Raw genomic sequence first — 15,450 nt, 5'->3', positions numbered from 1 at the left:
GGGAGTGTTGGTCTTCCCGCGTTCCGTGATACCGGGAAGAATTGCGGGATGGAGCAGCCGCACGACCTCACCGTGGAGGCCCCCCGCGCCTGGGACCGGCCCGCCGTCTCCGTTCCCGTCCTCGTCTGCCTGTCGCTCGTCGGCGGCCGGTTCGCGTCCTTCTCCACCGAGGCGAATCTGCTCACAATCGGCACCGGTGGGGTGCTGATCTGGCTCGGTCTGAGCAACCGGGTGCCCCGCCGGCCGGCACCGCGCCGGCTGGGGGCGGGGGCGGCCTGGTGGGCGGTGCCGGTGGTGGTCTTCGGCGTCTTCGAGGGCGCGACCTTCGTGCTGGCCGCCGGCGATGACTTTCCCACCTTCTCCCGGTTGGCCGATCCTCTCCTGGAGGATCACCTGACCCGGTCGGCGGTCTGGTTCGCCTGGTTGGCCGCGTTCTGGGGCCTGGTGCGGCGATGATGCGAGCGCTCGCGATCGGCGGCTTCCTGGCCGCGCTGGTCCTCTTCGCGGTGGTCGAGTGGATGGCCCGGCGGGAGGGGTCCCGGATCCCCACCCTGGGCGAGGTCTGCGCCTACGTGATGCGCTACGAGGTCGGCCCGGTGCCGGTGGGCCGGATCGGTCTGTTCGGGTTCTGGTGGTGGCTGGGCTGGCACTTCCTGGCTCGCTGAGCCGGGTTGGCGACTGTCCAAATGGCGGGAACCGTAAGCAGTATGTGGACCTGAACGATAACTTGGGAGAAGGCCGGTGCCGCCTGGCGGTGCAGGTCATGGGCGGTGGCGCCACACCCCGTGCCGCCTCCCTCCAGGGTCGGATCGACCCGGGCTCACGCTGCCCAGTCGGCTGCTCCGGTAATCCCGGACCGCCGTGGGGCGCTCAGCACGACCGCCCGTGAGGGTCGCCGCGTGTCGGCGACTCGCGCCCTGGGAAGAGGAGCGCCACCATGCCGAACAAGCCCAAGCCCGAGACCACCACCGACGACGCCCGCGAGCAGGCCCGCCGCGCGCTGCAGACGTCGATGGACACCCGGCAGTGATCCGACCCGTCCGGCGGTAGGCACAGCGCGGGGCCGCGAGGACCCCCGCGTGCCACCCGCCGATGGGTAAGCGGTCTGCGGGATTGCGATCCTTACCGCAGCCGTGCCAGGATCGGCGGCGATGAGCCAGACCGCCGCCACCGCCCACCGACCCGCCTCGCCCCGGCGGATCGCCGGCCTCGCCCTGCCGGCCCTCGTGGTCCTCGCCGCCGAGCCGCTCTACGTCCTTGTCGACACCGCCGTGGTCGGTCACCTCGGTCGGGTGCCGCTCGCCGCGCTCGCCGTCGGCGGCACGGTGATGACGCTCACCGCCTGGGTGGGCACCGTGGTCGCCTACGGCACCACCGGGCGCGCGGCCCGCCGCTTCGGCGCGGGTGACCGGGCAGCCGCGGTCGCCGAGGGCGTCCAGTCGTCCTGGTTGGCGTTCGGTGTCGGTCTGCTGATCGCGATCGGCATGCAGGTCGGCGGCGGCGCGCTCGCGCGTACCCTCGCCGGTGGCGGTGGCGAGGTGGCCGACGCCGCCGCGCAGTGGCTGCGGATCGCGGCCCTCGGCGCTCCTGGCCTGCTGCTCGCCGCCGCCGGCAACGGCTGGCTGCGCGGTGTACAGGACACTCGCCGCCCGTTGTTCTTCGTGCTCGGTCCCAACCTGCTCTCCGCGCTGCTCTGCCCGCTGCTGGTCTACCCCGGCGGGCTGGGTCTGGTCGGCTCGGCGGTGGCGAACGTCGTCGCGCAGACGCTCTGCGGGGTGCTCTTCGCCGCGGCCCTGGTCGGCGAGCGGGTGTCGCTGCGGCCCCAGCCCCGCGTGATCCGCCAGCAACTGGTGCTCAGCCGGGACCTGCTGATCCGTGGGCTGGCGTTCCAGGCCAGCTTCCTGTCCGCGACCGCCGTCGCCGCCCGCTTCGGCGCCGCCGCCGTCGGCGCCCACCAGATCGCCCTGCAACTCTGGTTCTTCACCGCGCTGGTGCTCGATGCCCTCGCCATCGCCGCGCAGTCCCTGGTCGGTGCCGCGCTCGGCGCCGGCGACGACGCGGGGGCGCGGGCGCTCGCCCGCCGGATCGGGCTGCTCGGCGGCGTCTGCGGCGTGGGCTTCGCGCTGCTCGTCGCCGCCGGCGCCGGCGTCGTGCCGTCGTGGTTCAGCTCCGACGCGGGGGTACGCGAGCAGGCCATGGTGGCCTGGCCGTGGTTCGTCGTCATGCTGCCGCTGGCCGGGGTGGTGTTCGCCCTCGACGGCGTACTGATCGGCGCCGGCGACGTGCGTTACCTGCGCAACCTCACCATCGTGGCGGCGCTCGGCGGCTTTCTGCCGGCCATCTGGCTGGCGTACGCGCTCGATCTCGGGCTGGGCGGCATCTGGGCCGGGCTCACCCTGTTCGTGGTGATCCGGCTGGTCGCCCTGCTGCTGCGACTGCGCAACGGCAGTTGGGCGGTGACCGGCGCGGTCCGCTGACCGGGTCGCCGGGCCCGCCGGTCAGCAGCGTGTGGTGGTCGGCACGGGGGCGTCGAGGTCGAAGATGGTGCCCGGGTCGCCCGCGGGTATCCGCTTCCCGTGCAGGTCAGCCAACCAGTACTGCTCCCGGACCCAGCCCTCCCGCAGCTGACCGCAGTCCGCGTTCCAGGTGATGGCCTCCGCCGAACCGATCCACAGGCCCGTGGAGGATGCCTGCACGTCGCCCGGGTGCGGCACCTGCCACACCACGCGGTCGCGCAATGCCACGACGCTGGCGCCGGCGGGCGCCCGCAGGTCCACTTTGAAGGGGTACGCCCACACGAACTCCGTGGACACCTCCAGCAACCGGATGCCGTTCTCCTTGGTGGCCCGGTAACTAACCCGACCGTCGGCTCGGGCGCCCGGCTCCCACTCCGACGGCGATGCCATTCGGGTCGCGTACCGCAGGAAGGTGTTGCTGGTGAAGTCCGACCGGAGCCGCTCGCGAGCGTCCGGGGCGAGCAGCGCCAGGAACGGTTCGGGATCACCCATGAACATCGAGGTGTCGAGCCGGCTCTTGATCAATGCCTTGCGCACCGACTCCAGCGCCGTCCGCACCTGGGTCGCGGTGAACGGGCCGGTGCCCTTGGCCGCCGGCATCCGCACGGCCTCCTCACCCGGCGCGAAGGAGGCCGCGGGCGACCCGGCGAATAGGTCGCGTGGCTCGCCGACTCTGCTGAGCGGCGGTGTGGGGCTCGCCGTGGGGGTGGCCGCGGCGTCTGCTTGGACGCCATCGGCTACCCGACCGACCAACACCACCCCGCCGATGACCATCAGCAGTGCCAGCACCAGCCCGAGGCCGAGCAGGAGCGCCCCGTTGTGCCGGGCCGAGAAGAAACGGACCCGGTCCCATCCGGTGGGTTGGTGCTCGGTCTGCGATGCCCGTAGCCACTCCGGTAGTTGCACCGGGTTGACCTCCGCGACCGCCGCGGGCGGCGGTGGTGGGTCGACCGGCTCCGGCGACGTGTGCTCCATGGTTCCTCCATCAGTATTCGCTGCTGGTGGCCAGCGCGAGCAGGTAGTAGGTGCCGGTCACCAACGTGGTCCCGAGGACGACGGCCACGACGAACGACAGCACGGCGACGAGGTGCGGGTGCGACTCGCTCCATCTGGTCCGGCCGAGCCAGTGCCACACCGCCCGGCGGGCGGTCCGTAGCGCAGTCCTGGTCTCGAGGCGACGGCAACGGGCGGATGATCTTCGCATCCGGGAGGTCGGTCAGCTGTCCCCGCCTGACAAACCGCCGAATGGACGCCTCGTCCCGACAAACCGGCTCAGCCCTCGCTGCGGAGGCTGGGGTCACGCCGGGCGTGCCCACGCACTGCGGAGTACGGGCCATCTGGCAGGCTTGGCCGACGTGAGCACCGATGGTCTGATCGTGGTCGACAAGCCCGGCGGCATGACGTCGCACGACGTGGTGGCACGCATCCGCCGACTGGCGAAGACCCGACGGGTCGGGCACGGCGGCACCCTCGACCCGATGGCGACCGGCGTGCTGGTGATCGGTGTCGGCCGGGCCACCCGGCTGCTGACCTACGTGATCGGCGCGGGCAAGAGCTACGCCGGCACCATCCGGCTCGGCCAGACCACCGTCACCGACGACGCCGAGGGCGACGTGACCGCCACCGTGCCGGCCGGGCAGGTCACCGACGACGCGATCCGGTCCGCGCTGGCCGGGCTGAGGGGCGAGGTCGACCAGGTGCCGAGCGCGGTCAGCGCCATCAAGATCGACGGGCAGCGGGCGTACAAGCGGGTCCGCGACGGGGAGAGCGTTGAGCTGCCGGCGCGGCGGGTCACCATCTCCCGGTTGGAGGTGCTCGCGATCCGCCGCACCGAGCCGGACGTGGTGGACGTGGACGTGGACGTGACCTGCTCCTCCGGCACGTACATCCGGGCCATCGCCCGGGACGCGGGCCTGGCGCTCGGCGTCGGCGGGCACCTCACGGCGCTGCGGCGCACCGCGGTGGGTGGTTTCACCCTGGCCGAGGCGGCGACCCTCGACGAGTTGGAGCAACGCGCCCCGGACGTGGTGAACCTGCCGCTGGACGCGGCGGCCGACCGGTTCTTCGCGCGCCGGGAGGCCACCCCCGACGAGGCCCGGGTGCTCGCCCACGGCGGGCCACTGGACCCGGCCGGCCTCACCGGGCCGTACGCCGTCTTCGGGCCGGCCGGCGGCCTGATCGCTATCGTCAGCGAGCGGGACGGACGGGCTCGGGCGGAGATCGTGCTCGCCCCGGCCTGACAGCGGGGCGCAGGTCCGCCGGCCCGCAGCCGGCGGTGTCGACCCGCCGGCCGGCGGGACAGCAGAGAGGAACGGCATGCAGCGGTGGCGGGGCTACGACGCGGCGCCCGGCGGGTGGGGACGCTCGGTGGTCACCATCGGCGTCTTCGACGGCGTGCACAAGGGGCACCAGGCGACGATAGGGCACGCCGTGGCCCGGGCCCGCGAGCTGGGCGTGCAGTCGGTGGTGGTCACCTTCGACCCGCACCCGGCCGAGGTGGTCCGCCCCGGTTCGCACCCGGCGGTGCTCACCGAGCCGGCCCGTAAGGCCGAGCTGATCGAGGCGCTCGGCGTGGACGTGCTCTGCGTGGTGCCCTTCACCCCGGAGTTCTCCCGGGTGCCGGCCGAACAGTTCGTGCACGACGTCCTGGTGGAGCACCTGCACGCGGCGTTGGTGGTGGTCGGCAGCAACTTCCGCTTCGGGCACCGGGCCGCCGGCGACGTGGAGTTGCTGGAACGACTGGGTCAGACGTTCGGCTTCGGCGTGGAGGGCGGTCCGCTGGTCGCCGAGGCCGGCACCGTCTTCTCCTCCACGTACATCCGGTCCTGCGTCGACGCGGGCGACGTGGGCGCGGCGGCCGCCGCGCTGGGCCGCCCACACCGGGTGGAGGGCGTCGTGGTCCGCGGTGACCAGCGGGGCCGGGAGCTGGGCTTCCCCACCGCCAACCTGCTCTGCCACCGGTACGCGGCGGTGCCCGCCGACGGCGTGTACGCGGCCCGGCTGATCCGCCGCGGCCAGCACGAGCCGCTGTTGGCGGCGGTGTCCGTGGGCACCAACCCGACCTTCTCCGGCCGGGAGCGGCGGGTGGAGGCGTACGCGCTGGACTTCTCCGGCGACCTGTACGGCGAGCGACTGGCCCTGGACTTCGTGGCGCACCTGCGTGGTCAGATCCGGTACGACTCGATCGAGCCGTTGATCGCCCAGATGAATCAGGACGTCGAGCGCACCCGGCGCGTACTGGCCTGATCGTGGTGGGGTGACCGGCCGCCACCGAGGCCCTTCGCCGGGCGTTACCGGCGAGTGCTGGTAGTCTTGCCGGGACGTCGGGTGACCGGCGTGGGGCCTCGCGTGCCTGCTCGACGCCGCGGGTGCGAGGTACCGGTCCGTTCCCGGTCCATCGGGACGACGGACACCCACTTGATCAACCCATCGAAACAGGGAGAACATGGCGCTCGATCAGGAAGCCAAGGCCAGCATCCGCGCGGAGTACGCGACCGCCGAGGGCGACACCGGTTCGCCGGAGGTCCAGGTAGCGGTCCTCACCAAGCGGATCGCCGAGCTGACCGAGCACCTGAAGGTGCACAAGCACGACCACCACAGCCGCCGTGGGCTGCTGCTGCTGGTCGGCCGGCGCCGTCGGTTGCTCAACTACGTCCAGAAGAAGGACATTGCCCGATACCGGTCGCTCATCGAGCGGCTCGGTCTGCGCCGGTGACGTGACGGGGGAGTGGCCGGACGGCCGCTCCCCCGTACCGCGTCCCACCTGAGGAAACACGGGCCGCGCGACCACACGAGAGGGAGCCGGTCAGCGTACCGGTCTCCGGTAGTGGCCCCCGGGAACCCGGCATCATGCCGGCCACCCGGGCGCTTCGATCGAAGACCGGCCGGCTGAGCAGCTCCCCGATGTCGTGGGCCCACGACGCGAAGGAGCACGACAGCACATGACCGAGACCAAACTCGGCACCGAATCCCGCACCGCCGTGATCGACAACGGGTCCTTCGGCACCCGCGAGATCACCTTCTCCACCGGTCGGCTGGCTCGCCAGGCCGCCGGTTCCGTCATCGCCCAGCTGGGCGAGACGGTCGTTCTCTCCGCCACGACCGCCGGTAAGCACCCGAAGGAGCAGTTCGACTTCTTCCCGCTGACCGTCGACGTCGAGGAGCGGATGTACGCCGCGGGCCGCATTCCCGGCTCGTTCTTCCGCCGTGAGGGTCGGCCCAGCGAGGACGCGATCCTCACCTGCCGGCTGATCGACCGGCCGCTGCGCCCGTCCTTCGTCAAGGGCCTGCGCAACGAGGTCCAGGTCGTCGAGACCATCCTCGCGCTCGACCCGCAGCACCCGTACGACGTCGTGGCGATCAACGCCGCCTCGATGTCGACCAAGCTCTCCGGCCTGCCGTTCTCCGGCCCGATCGGTGCGACCCGCGTCGCCCACATCGACGGCCAGTGGGTCGCCTTCCCGACCCTGGAGGAGCTGGCCCGCGCCACCTTCGACATGGTCGTGGCGGGCCGCACGCTCGAAGACGGCGACGTCGCGATCATGATGGTCGAGGCCGAGGCCACCCCGAACGCCGTCGCCCTGATCTCGGCCGGTGCCACCGCCCCGACCGAGGAGGTCGTCGCCAGCGGTCTGGAGGCCGCCAAGCCGGCGATCCGTGAGCTGTGCCGCGCGCAGAGCGAGCTGGCCGAGGTCGCCGCGAAGCCGGTCACCGAGTTCCCGGTCTTCCTGGACTACCAGGACGACGTGTACGACGCCGTCGCCGAGCTGGCTCGCGCCGACGTGGCCGAGGCGATCACGATCGCCGGCAAGGCCGACCGCGAGGAGGCCCTGGACCGGGTCAAGGCCCGGGTCGCCGAGGAGCTGGGCGCTCGGTTCGAGGGTCGGGAGAAGGAGCTCAGCGCTGCCTTCCGGTCGCTGACCAAGTCCGAGGTGCGCAACCGCGTGCTGCGCGAGCAGGTCCGCATGGACGGGCGTGGCCCGCGCGACATCCGGGCGCTGACCGCCGAGGTCGGCGTGCTGCCCCGGGTGCACGGTTCGGCGCTGTTCGAGCGGGGCGAGACCCAGATCCTGGGCGTCACCACGCTGAACATGCTCCGCATGGAGCAGATGGTGGACACGCTGTCCCCCGAGAACCGCAAGCGCTACATGCACAACTACAACTTCCCGCCGTACTCGACCGGTGAGACCGGCCGGGTCGGCTCGCCGAAGCGTCGCGAGATCGGCCACGGCGCCCTTGCCGAGCGCGCGCTGATTCCGGTGCTGCCGTCGCGCGAGGAGTTCCCGTACGCCATCCGGCAGGTGTCGGAGGCGCTCGGCTCCAACGGCTCCACCTCGATGGGTTCGGTCTGCGCCTCGACGCTGGGCCTGCTCTCCGCGGGTGTCCCGCTGAAGGCGCCGGTCGCCGGCATCGCCATGGGCCTCATCTCCGACGAGGTCGACGGCAAGACCCAGTACGTGACGCTTACCGACATCCTCGGTGCCGAGGACGCGTTCGGTGACATGGACTTCAAGGTCGCCGGCACCCCGGAGTTCGTCACCGCGCTCCAGCTCGACACCAAGCTCAACGGCATCCCGTCGGACGTGCTGGCCGCCGCGCTGCAGCAGGCCAACGAGGCCCGGCAGGTCATCCTCGGGGTCATGAAGGCGGCGATCGAGGCTCCGGCCGAGATGTCCGACTACGCGCCGCGGGTCACCACCGTCAAGATCCCGGTCGACAAGATCGGCATGGTGATCGGCCCGAAGGGGCAGACCATCAACGCGATCCAGGACGAGACCGGCGCCGAGATCTCCATCGAGGACGACGGCACGATCTACGTCGGCGCCACCAACGGCCCGTCGGCCCAGGCGGCCGTCGACCGGATCAACGGCATCGCCAACCCGACGTTGCCGAAGCAGGGCGAGCGGTTCCTCGGCACGGTGGTCAAGACCGCCGCGTTCGGCGCGTTCATCTCGCTCCTGCCGGGCCGTGACGGCCTGCTGCACATCTCCAAGGTGGGCGACGGCAAGCGGGTCGAGCGCGTTGAGGACTTCCTCAACGTCGGTGACCGGGTCGAGGTCGAGATCGCGGACATCGACGCCCGCGGCAAGATCTACCTCGACAAGGTCCGCCCGGAGGGCACCGAGGCTCCGGCCGCCGGTGAGGCCGCCGCAGGCGACCGGCCGGCTGGTCGGGACCGGGGCGACCGGGCTCCGCGTGACCGCGGCGACCGTGAGCGTGGCGGCGACCGTGGCGGGCGTGGCCCGGAGCGCGGCGGCGAGGGCGGCAACGGCGGCGGCGGCGAGGGTGGCGAGGGCGGCGAGCGTCCGCGTCGTCGGACCCGGCACAGCTGACCGTCGTACACAGCATCACCCACCCCTCGTCGAACCGGGAGCAAGTCGTGAGTCGGGCCATCAGCGCGCCGTTTCCACCGGATCGACGGGGGGTGGCCTCTCGGGACACCGGGGCGGGCCGCTCCGGCGGCACCGCCCGCGCGGTGACCCGGACGCTCAGCGACGACCCGCTGGGCGGCACGGTACGACGTACCGTGCTGCCCAGCGGTCTGCGCGTCCTCACCGAGGCGATCCCGGCGATGCGCAGCGTCTCGTTCGGCATCTGGGTGGCGGTCGGCTCGCGTGACGAGACCGGCCCGCAGGCCGGTGCCGCGCACTTCCTCGAGCACCTGCTCTTCAAGGGCACCCACAAGCGCACCGCACTGGAGATCTCCTCGCAGATCGAGGCGGTGGGTGGCGAGACGAACGCCTTCACCACGAAGGAATACACCTGCTACTACGCCCGCGTGCTGGACGAGGACCTGCCGCTGGCGATCGACGTGATGTGCGATCTGGTCGCCGACTCGCTGCTGGAGCCGGCCGACGTCGAGACCGAGCGTGGCGTGATCCTGGAGGAGATCGCCATGCACGACGACGAGCCGGGTGACGAGGTGCACGACCTCTTCGTCCAGGCCGTCTACGGCGATCACCCGCTGGGTCGGCTGATCTCCGGCACCGCGGAGACCGTCACGCCGATGACCCGCCGGCAGATCCAGAGCTTCTACCGGGGCCGCTACACCGCGCCGCAGATCGTCATCGCCGCCGCCGGCAACCTCGACCACGCCGCGGTGGTCAAGCTGGTCCGGCAGGCGGTGCGCGGTACCCCACTGGACAGCGACCCGGCCAGCCCGGCGCCGCACCGGGCGGCGACCCCGGCGGTACGCACCAAGCCGGCGACCACCCTGGTGGAGCCGAAGGAGACCGAGCAGGCGCACGTCATCATCGGCTGCCCCGGCATCGACCGGCTCGACGATCGACGGTTCGCCCTCGGGGTGCTCAACAACGTGCTCGGCGGCGGCATGTCCAGCCGCCTGTTCCAGGAGATCCGCGAGCAGCGCGGTCTCGCGTACTCGGTCTACTCCTACGCCAGCCAGTACGCCGACAGCGGCCTGTTCGCCGTCTACGCGGGCTGCGCGCCGGGCAAGGTGGACGAGGTGCTCGCCCTGACCCGCGCCGAGCTGGCCCGGGTGGCCGCCGAAGGGTTGACCGAGGCCGAGGTGGCCCGGGGCAAGGGGATGAGCAAGGGCTCCTTCGTGCTCGGCCTGGAGGACACCGGCTCCCGGATGAGCCGGCTGGCCAAGGGTGAGCTGCTCTACGGCGACCTGATGCCGGTCGACGAGCTGCTCCGCCGGGTCGACGAGGTCACTGTGGAAGACGTGAACGTTCTCGCCGCCGAGCTGCTCAGCCGCCCGATGTCGCTGGCCGTGGTGGGCCCGTTCGGCGCCGGCGACTTCGCGGTCTGACCCGCTCGACGGGCCGCCGCCCGTGTCGACTCATCGACGTCGTTGCTCGCCTTCGATAGGCTGCGACGCGTCGAGACGAGCTGCGGGGGCTGGCGTGGACGTACGAATCGTGGTGTCTGGTGAGGACCAGCTGGCCGCACTCGAGTCACTCCAGGAGTGGCTCGTCGACAACGGCGAACTCCGCGGCCGGGTCACCGGGCACGAGTCTCCGCCGCCCCCCGGCGCCCTGGGCCCGGTGCTCGACTCGCTCCTGTTGGCGCTGGCCCCGGGCACCGTGGCGACGGCCCTGGCCACCACGCTGATCTCCTGGATCCGGCACCGCGGTGGCGCCGTACGTGTCGAGATCGAACTGCCTGACGGTCGGCGGGTGAAGCTCGAAGCGGACCGGGTCCGCGAGCTGACCGATGCCCAGGTGCGCGCCCACGTGGTCGATCTGGTCGCCGTGCTGACGTCCGACGCGGAGGTCCCGGTGCCTTCCAGCCCCGCCACGGTCCCGGTGGGCACCGACGCGGTCGCACCCCCGGCCAGCCGGGCCGGCGTCGACGGGCCGCCCGTGACGCATGGGTGATCTCACCGGCCGGGGCGTACGGGTCCTGGTGATCGGCACCGAAACCCACCACGGGGACGGGCTGCCCTCGGTGCCGGTGGTGGGTCGTACCTTCACCGCGTTGGTTGAGCGCCTGCGCACGCGGTGCGGGGTGCCGGCAGGGCAACTGCGTGCGGTGCACGACCCACCGGACGCGGTCACCATCGCCCGGGAAGTCACCACGGCCGCGCAGCAGGCCACCACCATCCTGCTGATCTACTTCGTCGGCCACGGTCTGCGTGGGCCCGGCGGCGAGCTGTACCTGGCGGCCAGCGGCACCGACCGACTCACCCCCGGTCTCGCGGCGCACCAGGCGTACCCGGTCTCGGACCTGCGCGAGGCACTGACGGCGTGCCAGGCGCCGTCCGTGGTCGTGGTGCTGGACTGTTGCTTCTCCGGGCGGGCCCGCCTGGATCCGCCAGTCGCCGATCCGCTCGCCGGGCTTCCCCCGGTGCACGGTGTCTACCTGCTGAGTTCCGCCGAGCAACTCGCGTCGGCCGACCCGGAACGCGAGCACACCGCCTTCACTGGCGAGCTGATCGGGTTCCTCGACCAGGGCGACCCGTCCGCCGGACCGCAGCTGACCCTTGACGACGCGTACCACCATCTCTTCGACGTGCTGCGGGCGCGGGGCGAACCGCTGCCCCGGCGTCAGGAGGCCGGGCACTCCGGTCGGCTCGTCCTCGCCGACAATCCGGCGTACCGCCCGGTCACCGACCCCGATGGCGTTCCCGTCGCACAGTCCAGCGGGCCGAGTCCCTACCGGAGCCTGGATTCGTTCCGGGAGAGCGACGCGGACGTGTTCTTCGGGCGGGAGTCGGCGACTGCCGCGCTGGTTAACGCGGCGGCGCGGCGGCTGACCGACCCGGGCACGCTGCTGGTGCTCGGGCCGTCGGGGAGCGGCAAGACGTCACTCCTGCACGCGGGTCTGCTGGCCCGCGTACGGCGGGACGGGCTGGCCACCGACGACGGTGAGTCGCCGGTGTGGCCGTTGATCCTGCCGGTCCTGACGCCGGGCGCCCGGCCGCTCGTGGCGCTTGCGCGAGCCCTCGGTGACGATCACCCGAATGCGGGTGGCTCGTTGGCGGAGCGGCCGGCGGCCGGCGTCGAACTGATCGAGGCCACGGCGCAGCGACGGACGGTGCTGCTCCTCGTCGACCAACTGGAGGAGTTGTTCACCCTCGACGTCGGCGACGAGGCCCGGGCGGCCTTCGCCGGCTGCCTCGCGGCGCTGGCCGCGCCACGCCCCGACGGCACCCCCCACGCCGTCGTGGTGGCCGTCCTGCGGGCCGACTTCTACGGTGTGGCCAGCGAGGATCCGGCTTTCGCCGGGCTGCTGGCCGGTGCGCGGGTGGTGGTCGGGCCGTTGACGGGCACCGAGCTGCGCCGGGCGATCGACGGCCCGGCCGCCCAGACCGGTCTGGAGATCGGCGACGGCCTGGCCGAGCTGGTGCTGCACGAGCTGGGCGCCGGTCGGCCCCGGGGCCCGGAGCCGGGCGCGCTGCCGTTGCTGTCCCACGTGCTCTGGGAAACGTGGCGGCGGCGCACCGGCAACCGGTTGAGCGTCGCCGGCTACCGGGACAGCGGCGGGCTCAACGGGGCGATTGCCAAGACCGCGGAGGACACGTACGACGGACTTGACGCGCCGCAACAGGCTGCCGCCCGCACGCTGCTGTTGCGTCTGACCCGGGTGGGGGAGGGCGGCACGGACACGGCCCGGCCGGTGCCGCGTACCGAACTGCTGCACGGGCTGGGCGCCGCCGGTCCGCTGGTGCTGGAGCGGCTCGCCACTCGCCGGTTGGTCGGCATCGACCCGGAGGGCGTGGTCCGGGTCAGCCACGAGACGCTCCTGCACGCCTGGCCCCGACTGCGGTCCTGGATCAACGAGGATCGGGCCCGGTTGGTGGCCCGGCAGCAGCTCTCCGACGCCGCCCAGGTGTGGCAGACCGGCGGACGTGACCGGGGAGACCTCCTGTCCGGGGCGCGGCTGACGGTCACCCGCAGGTTCCTTCCCGAGGACGAGGCCGACCGGTTGAGCCCGGTGGAGCGGTCCTTTCTGGCGCGAAGCCTGCGCCTGCGGTGGTTGCGGCGCGCCGCGGTCGGGGTGATCGCCGTCCTGGTGCTGCTCCTGGGCTCGGGCGCGCTGGTGGCGGTGCAGCAGCGAGCCCGGGCGGAGCGGCTGGACGCGCAGATCGCCTCCCGCCGACTGGCCGCCCAGGCGAACGCGATGCGGTCGAGCAGGCCGGAGACGGCGCTCGCCCTGAGCCTGACCGCGTACCGCACCGCTGTCACGCCGGAGGCCCGGCAGGCGTTGTACGCCTCCTACGCCGAGCCTCGTCCGGAGCTGCTGACCGGCCACGAGAAGCACGTCTTCAACCTGGCCTACACGCCGGACGGTCGTACGCTGGTCAGCTCGTCCCACGACTGGAGCATCCGGCTGTGGGACGTCGCGGATCCCCGGCATCCCGCCCCGAAGGGCGTCATCCCGCGTTCGGGCAGCACAGCCATCGGGCTGACCCCCGACGGCCGGCTGGTGGTCGGCGGGTCACCAGAGAGACTGAGCCTGTGGGACATCACCGATTCGGCCCGACCGGTCGAGGTGGCCAGCGTGCCCACCCCGCGGTCTCCCACCTACTCGGTGGCCGTCGCGCCGGACGGCCACACGGTGGCTACCGGCGGCGACAACGGAACGCTCCGACTCTGGGACATTCGGGATCCGACCCGACCGACAGTGATCGGCAGCCGCACGATGGGTGCGTCCGGGCTCCGCGGGGTGGCGTTCAGCCCCGATGGCCGGACCCTGGCCGTCGCCCACCTGATCGCCGACGACAGGGAGCGGGGCAGCACGGTGTCCCTGTGGGACGTCCGTGATCCTCGACGGCTCTCGCAGTTGGTCGAGTTGCCGGTGCTGACGGCCGACGCGGTCGCCTTCAGCCCGGTGGGCACGGTGCTGGCCGCCGGTGGCGCCCAGGGAGTGGTCAACGCGTGGAACGTGGCCGATCCCCGCCATCCCCGTTCGCTTCAGGACCAGACGCTCGGCAACCCCGCGCACGACGGCTCGATCTTCTCGCTCTCCTTCCGGTCCGACGGCACGGTGTTCGCCACCGCCAGCACCACCGGCGAGGTGAACCTGTGGCGGATCGATCGCGGCAGCGCCAGCGGCTCCGTCAACCGGTGGGCGACCCTGCCGGGTGTCGATCCCAGCGGGTCGGTGGCCTTTCGACCGGATGGGCGCGGCCTCGCCAACGGCACCGACGGTGGCGCGATCCGGGTCTGGTCACCCACCGCGCCGGTGCTCACCGGCGACCTCAACCCGGTGGGGGCTCCGGTGCCGGGCAGAGCATTCGGGTTCGCGGGTCGATACGTGCTCACCAACGTCGAGCCTGACGGGCCGGCGGGGGCACGACTCTGGGACGTGGGGGTCCGGCCACCCGTCCTGGCCGGCCAACTGCCCAAGGGTTGGAACGCGGCCCTGTTCCTGCCCGACGACCGGACGGTGATCAGCCGAAACGCGGACGGCAGCGGCTTCCGACTCTGGGACGTCACCGACCCGCACCGACCGATACCCGCCGCCGACCTGCCCCGGCCGACCCTCACCAGCGGCGAGTTCACGCTGGTTGCCAGCCCGGACGGGCACCACCTCGCCGCGGGTGACAGCCACGGCCGGACGATCCGGTTGCTGGATGTCCGCGACCCGCGGGCGCCGGTCGAGGCCGCCCGCTTCGACAACACCGAGGTCGCCCAGCACCTGTGGTTCCTCGACGATGGTGTGCTGGCGGTGTGGGGCGCCAAGGACATCCAGCTGTGGGACGTGCGCGACAGGTCCCATCCGGTGCCGGCCGGTGTGCTGAACGACGCCGCCGGTGCGGGCGGTCTGCTCTACGAACGTCGCAGGAAGGTCGCGTTCGTCGACGACCGCGACACGAACAACCAGGCGGTCAGCCGGCTGTGGGACCTGAGCGACCCGTACCACCCCAACCGCCGGGACGGCACCATCCCTCTGGACGATGCCGACGCCGGCCTCATGGTCACCGACCCGAACACGGTGGTCGTCGACACGGAGACCGGCACCGTGCAGACCTGGGACATCACCGACCTCGACCACCCGGTCGTCGGGCCGGCCCTCGCCAGCGATGTCGGTCTGCGCGAACTGGACATCAGCCCGGACCGGAAGACCCTCGTCGGCGCCTCCACCTCCAGCTACACCGGTAGCGACTTCGAGGTCTGGCGACGCGAGGATCCGGATGGCCTGTTCAGCCGGTTCGCCGTGGTGCCCGGCGACTTCGCGGAGTTCACCCCGGACGGGCGGTCGGTGCTGGGACAACTGCCGGACGCGGGACCGTACAGCGTCTTCACCCGGGACGGTGGGGTCGCCCTGTGGGACCTGGAGCCGGACAGGATCCAACGGGAGCTGTGCGAGTCGCCACCCACCACGCTGTCCGTCGTCGAGTGGCGGCGGTATTTCCCCGGCCTGTCGTGGCGGTCCCCGTGCCCCTGATCGGGCCCCTCCTCGTCGTGCCCGGGACGGGTGACCGTCGGGTGCCCGACGAGCCGGCCCGGGGATGGGACACGTC

General features: G+C 72.4%; 11 protein-coding genes. 10 read left to right on the top strand and 1 reads right to left on the bottom strand.

Translation table 11 applies throughout. The features are described 5' to 3' along the window. Positions 1-48 precede the first annotated feature (48 nt). The 3 genes from ACIBD9_RS06120 to ACIBD9_RS06110 all read left to right on the top strand — a co-directional run bounded on the left by ACIBD9_RS06120 (position 49) and on the right by ACIBD9_RS06110 (position 2,477). Positions 49-456 carry a hypothetical protein gene (locus ACIBD9_RS06120; RefSeq protein ID WP_396714985.1) on the top strand — a complete coding sequence of 136 codons (408 nt, stop codon included), beginning with the start codon at positions 49-51 and terminating at the stop codon, positions 454-456. Then, positions 456-665: a DUF6186 family protein gene (locus ACIBD9_RS06115; RefSeq protein WP_238686867.1), complete on the top strand. Its 210-nt coding sequence runs from the start codon at positions 456-458 to the stop codon at positions 663-665. The genes ACIBD9_RS06120 and ACIBD9_RS06115 overlap by 1 nt, the downstream gene beginning before the upstream one ends. A 486-nt stretch (positions 666-1,151) precedes the next feature. Then, a complete protein-coding gene (locus ACIBD9_RS06110) occupies positions 1,152-2,477 on the top strand; it encodes an MATE family efflux transporter (RefSeq protein ID WP_396714983.1) in 1,326 nt (441 codons plus the stop codon). 21 nt (positions 2,478-2,498) lie between these two features. Here ACIBD9_RS06110 and ACIBD9_RS06105 read toward each other — a convergent pair whose 3' ends face one another. After that, the gene (locus ACIBD9_RS06105; RefSeq protein WP_396714981.1) at positions 2,499-3,491 is read right to left on the bottom strand and encodes a hypothetical protein; all 993 of its coding nucleotides are present in this window, start codon (positions 3,489-3,491) and stop codon (positions 2,499-2,501) included. Positions 3,492-3,871: 380 nt separating this feature from the next. On the opposite strand from ACIBD9_RS06105, the gene truB reads away from it, so the two are divergent. From truB to ACIBD9_RS06070, 7 genes are all read left to right on the top strand, one after another. Beyond that, positions 3,872-4,756: a tRNA pseudouridine(55) synthase TruB gene (gene truB / locus ACIBD9_RS06100; protein WP_396714979.1), complete on the top strand. Its 885-nt coding sequence runs from the start codon at positions 3,872-3,874 to the stop codon at positions 4,754-4,756. Between the two features lie 76 nt (positions 4,757-4,832). Then, positions 4,833-5,762, top strand: a complete 930-nt coding sequence (locus tag ACIBD9_RS06095) for a bifunctional riboflavin kinase/FAD synthetase (RefSeq protein WP_396714977.1) — start codon at positions 4,833-4,835, stop codon at positions 5,760-5,762. Between the two features lie 199 nt (positions 5,763-5,961). Next, on the top strand, positions 5,962-6,231 hold the full coding sequence (gene rpsO, locus ACIBD9_RS06090; RefSeq protein WP_030337594.1) for a 30S ribosomal protein S15: 270 nt from the start codon (positions 5,962-5,964) through the stop codon (positions 6,229-6,231). Between the two features lie 226 nt (positions 6,232-6,457). Beyond that, positions 6,458-8,848, top strand: coding sequence for a polyribonucleotide nucleotidyltransferase (locus tag ACIBD9_RS06085; protein ID WP_396714975.1), 2,391 nt, complete (start codon positions 6,458-6,460; stop codon positions 8,846-8,848). Positions 8,849-8,895: 47 nt separating this feature from the next. Beyond that, the gene (locus ACIBD9_RS06080; RefSeq protein WP_396714973.1) at positions 8,896-10,290 is read left to right on the top strand and encodes a M16 family metallopeptidase; all 1,395 of its coding nucleotides are present in this window, start codon (positions 8,896-8,898) and stop codon (positions 10,288-10,290) included. 94 nt (positions 10,291-10,384) lie between these two features. After that, the gene (locus ACIBD9_RS06075; RefSeq protein WP_396714971.1) at positions 10,385-10,858 is read left to right on the top strand and encodes a hypothetical protein; all 474 of its coding nucleotides are present in this window, start codon (positions 10,385-10,387) and stop codon (positions 10,856-10,858) included. Continuing rightward, entirely contained in the window at positions 10,851-15,374 is a 4,524-nt protein-coding gene (locus tag ACIBD9_RS06070; RefSeq protein WP_396714969.1) for a hypothetical protein, read from the top strand. Before ACIBD9_RS06075 ends, ACIBD9_RS06070 begins: the two co-directional genes overlap by 8 nt. Positions 15,375-15,450 lie beyond the last annotated feature (76 nt).

This window comes from Micromonospora sp. NPDC050784 (assembly GCF_044456765.1).
Lineage (GTDB): Bacteria > Actinomycetota > Actinomycetes > Mycobacteriales > Micromonosporaceae > Micromonospora > Micromonospora foliorum.
Note: the sequence above shows the minus strand (reverse complement) of the source record. Positions and strands in the feature narration are given on the sequence as shown.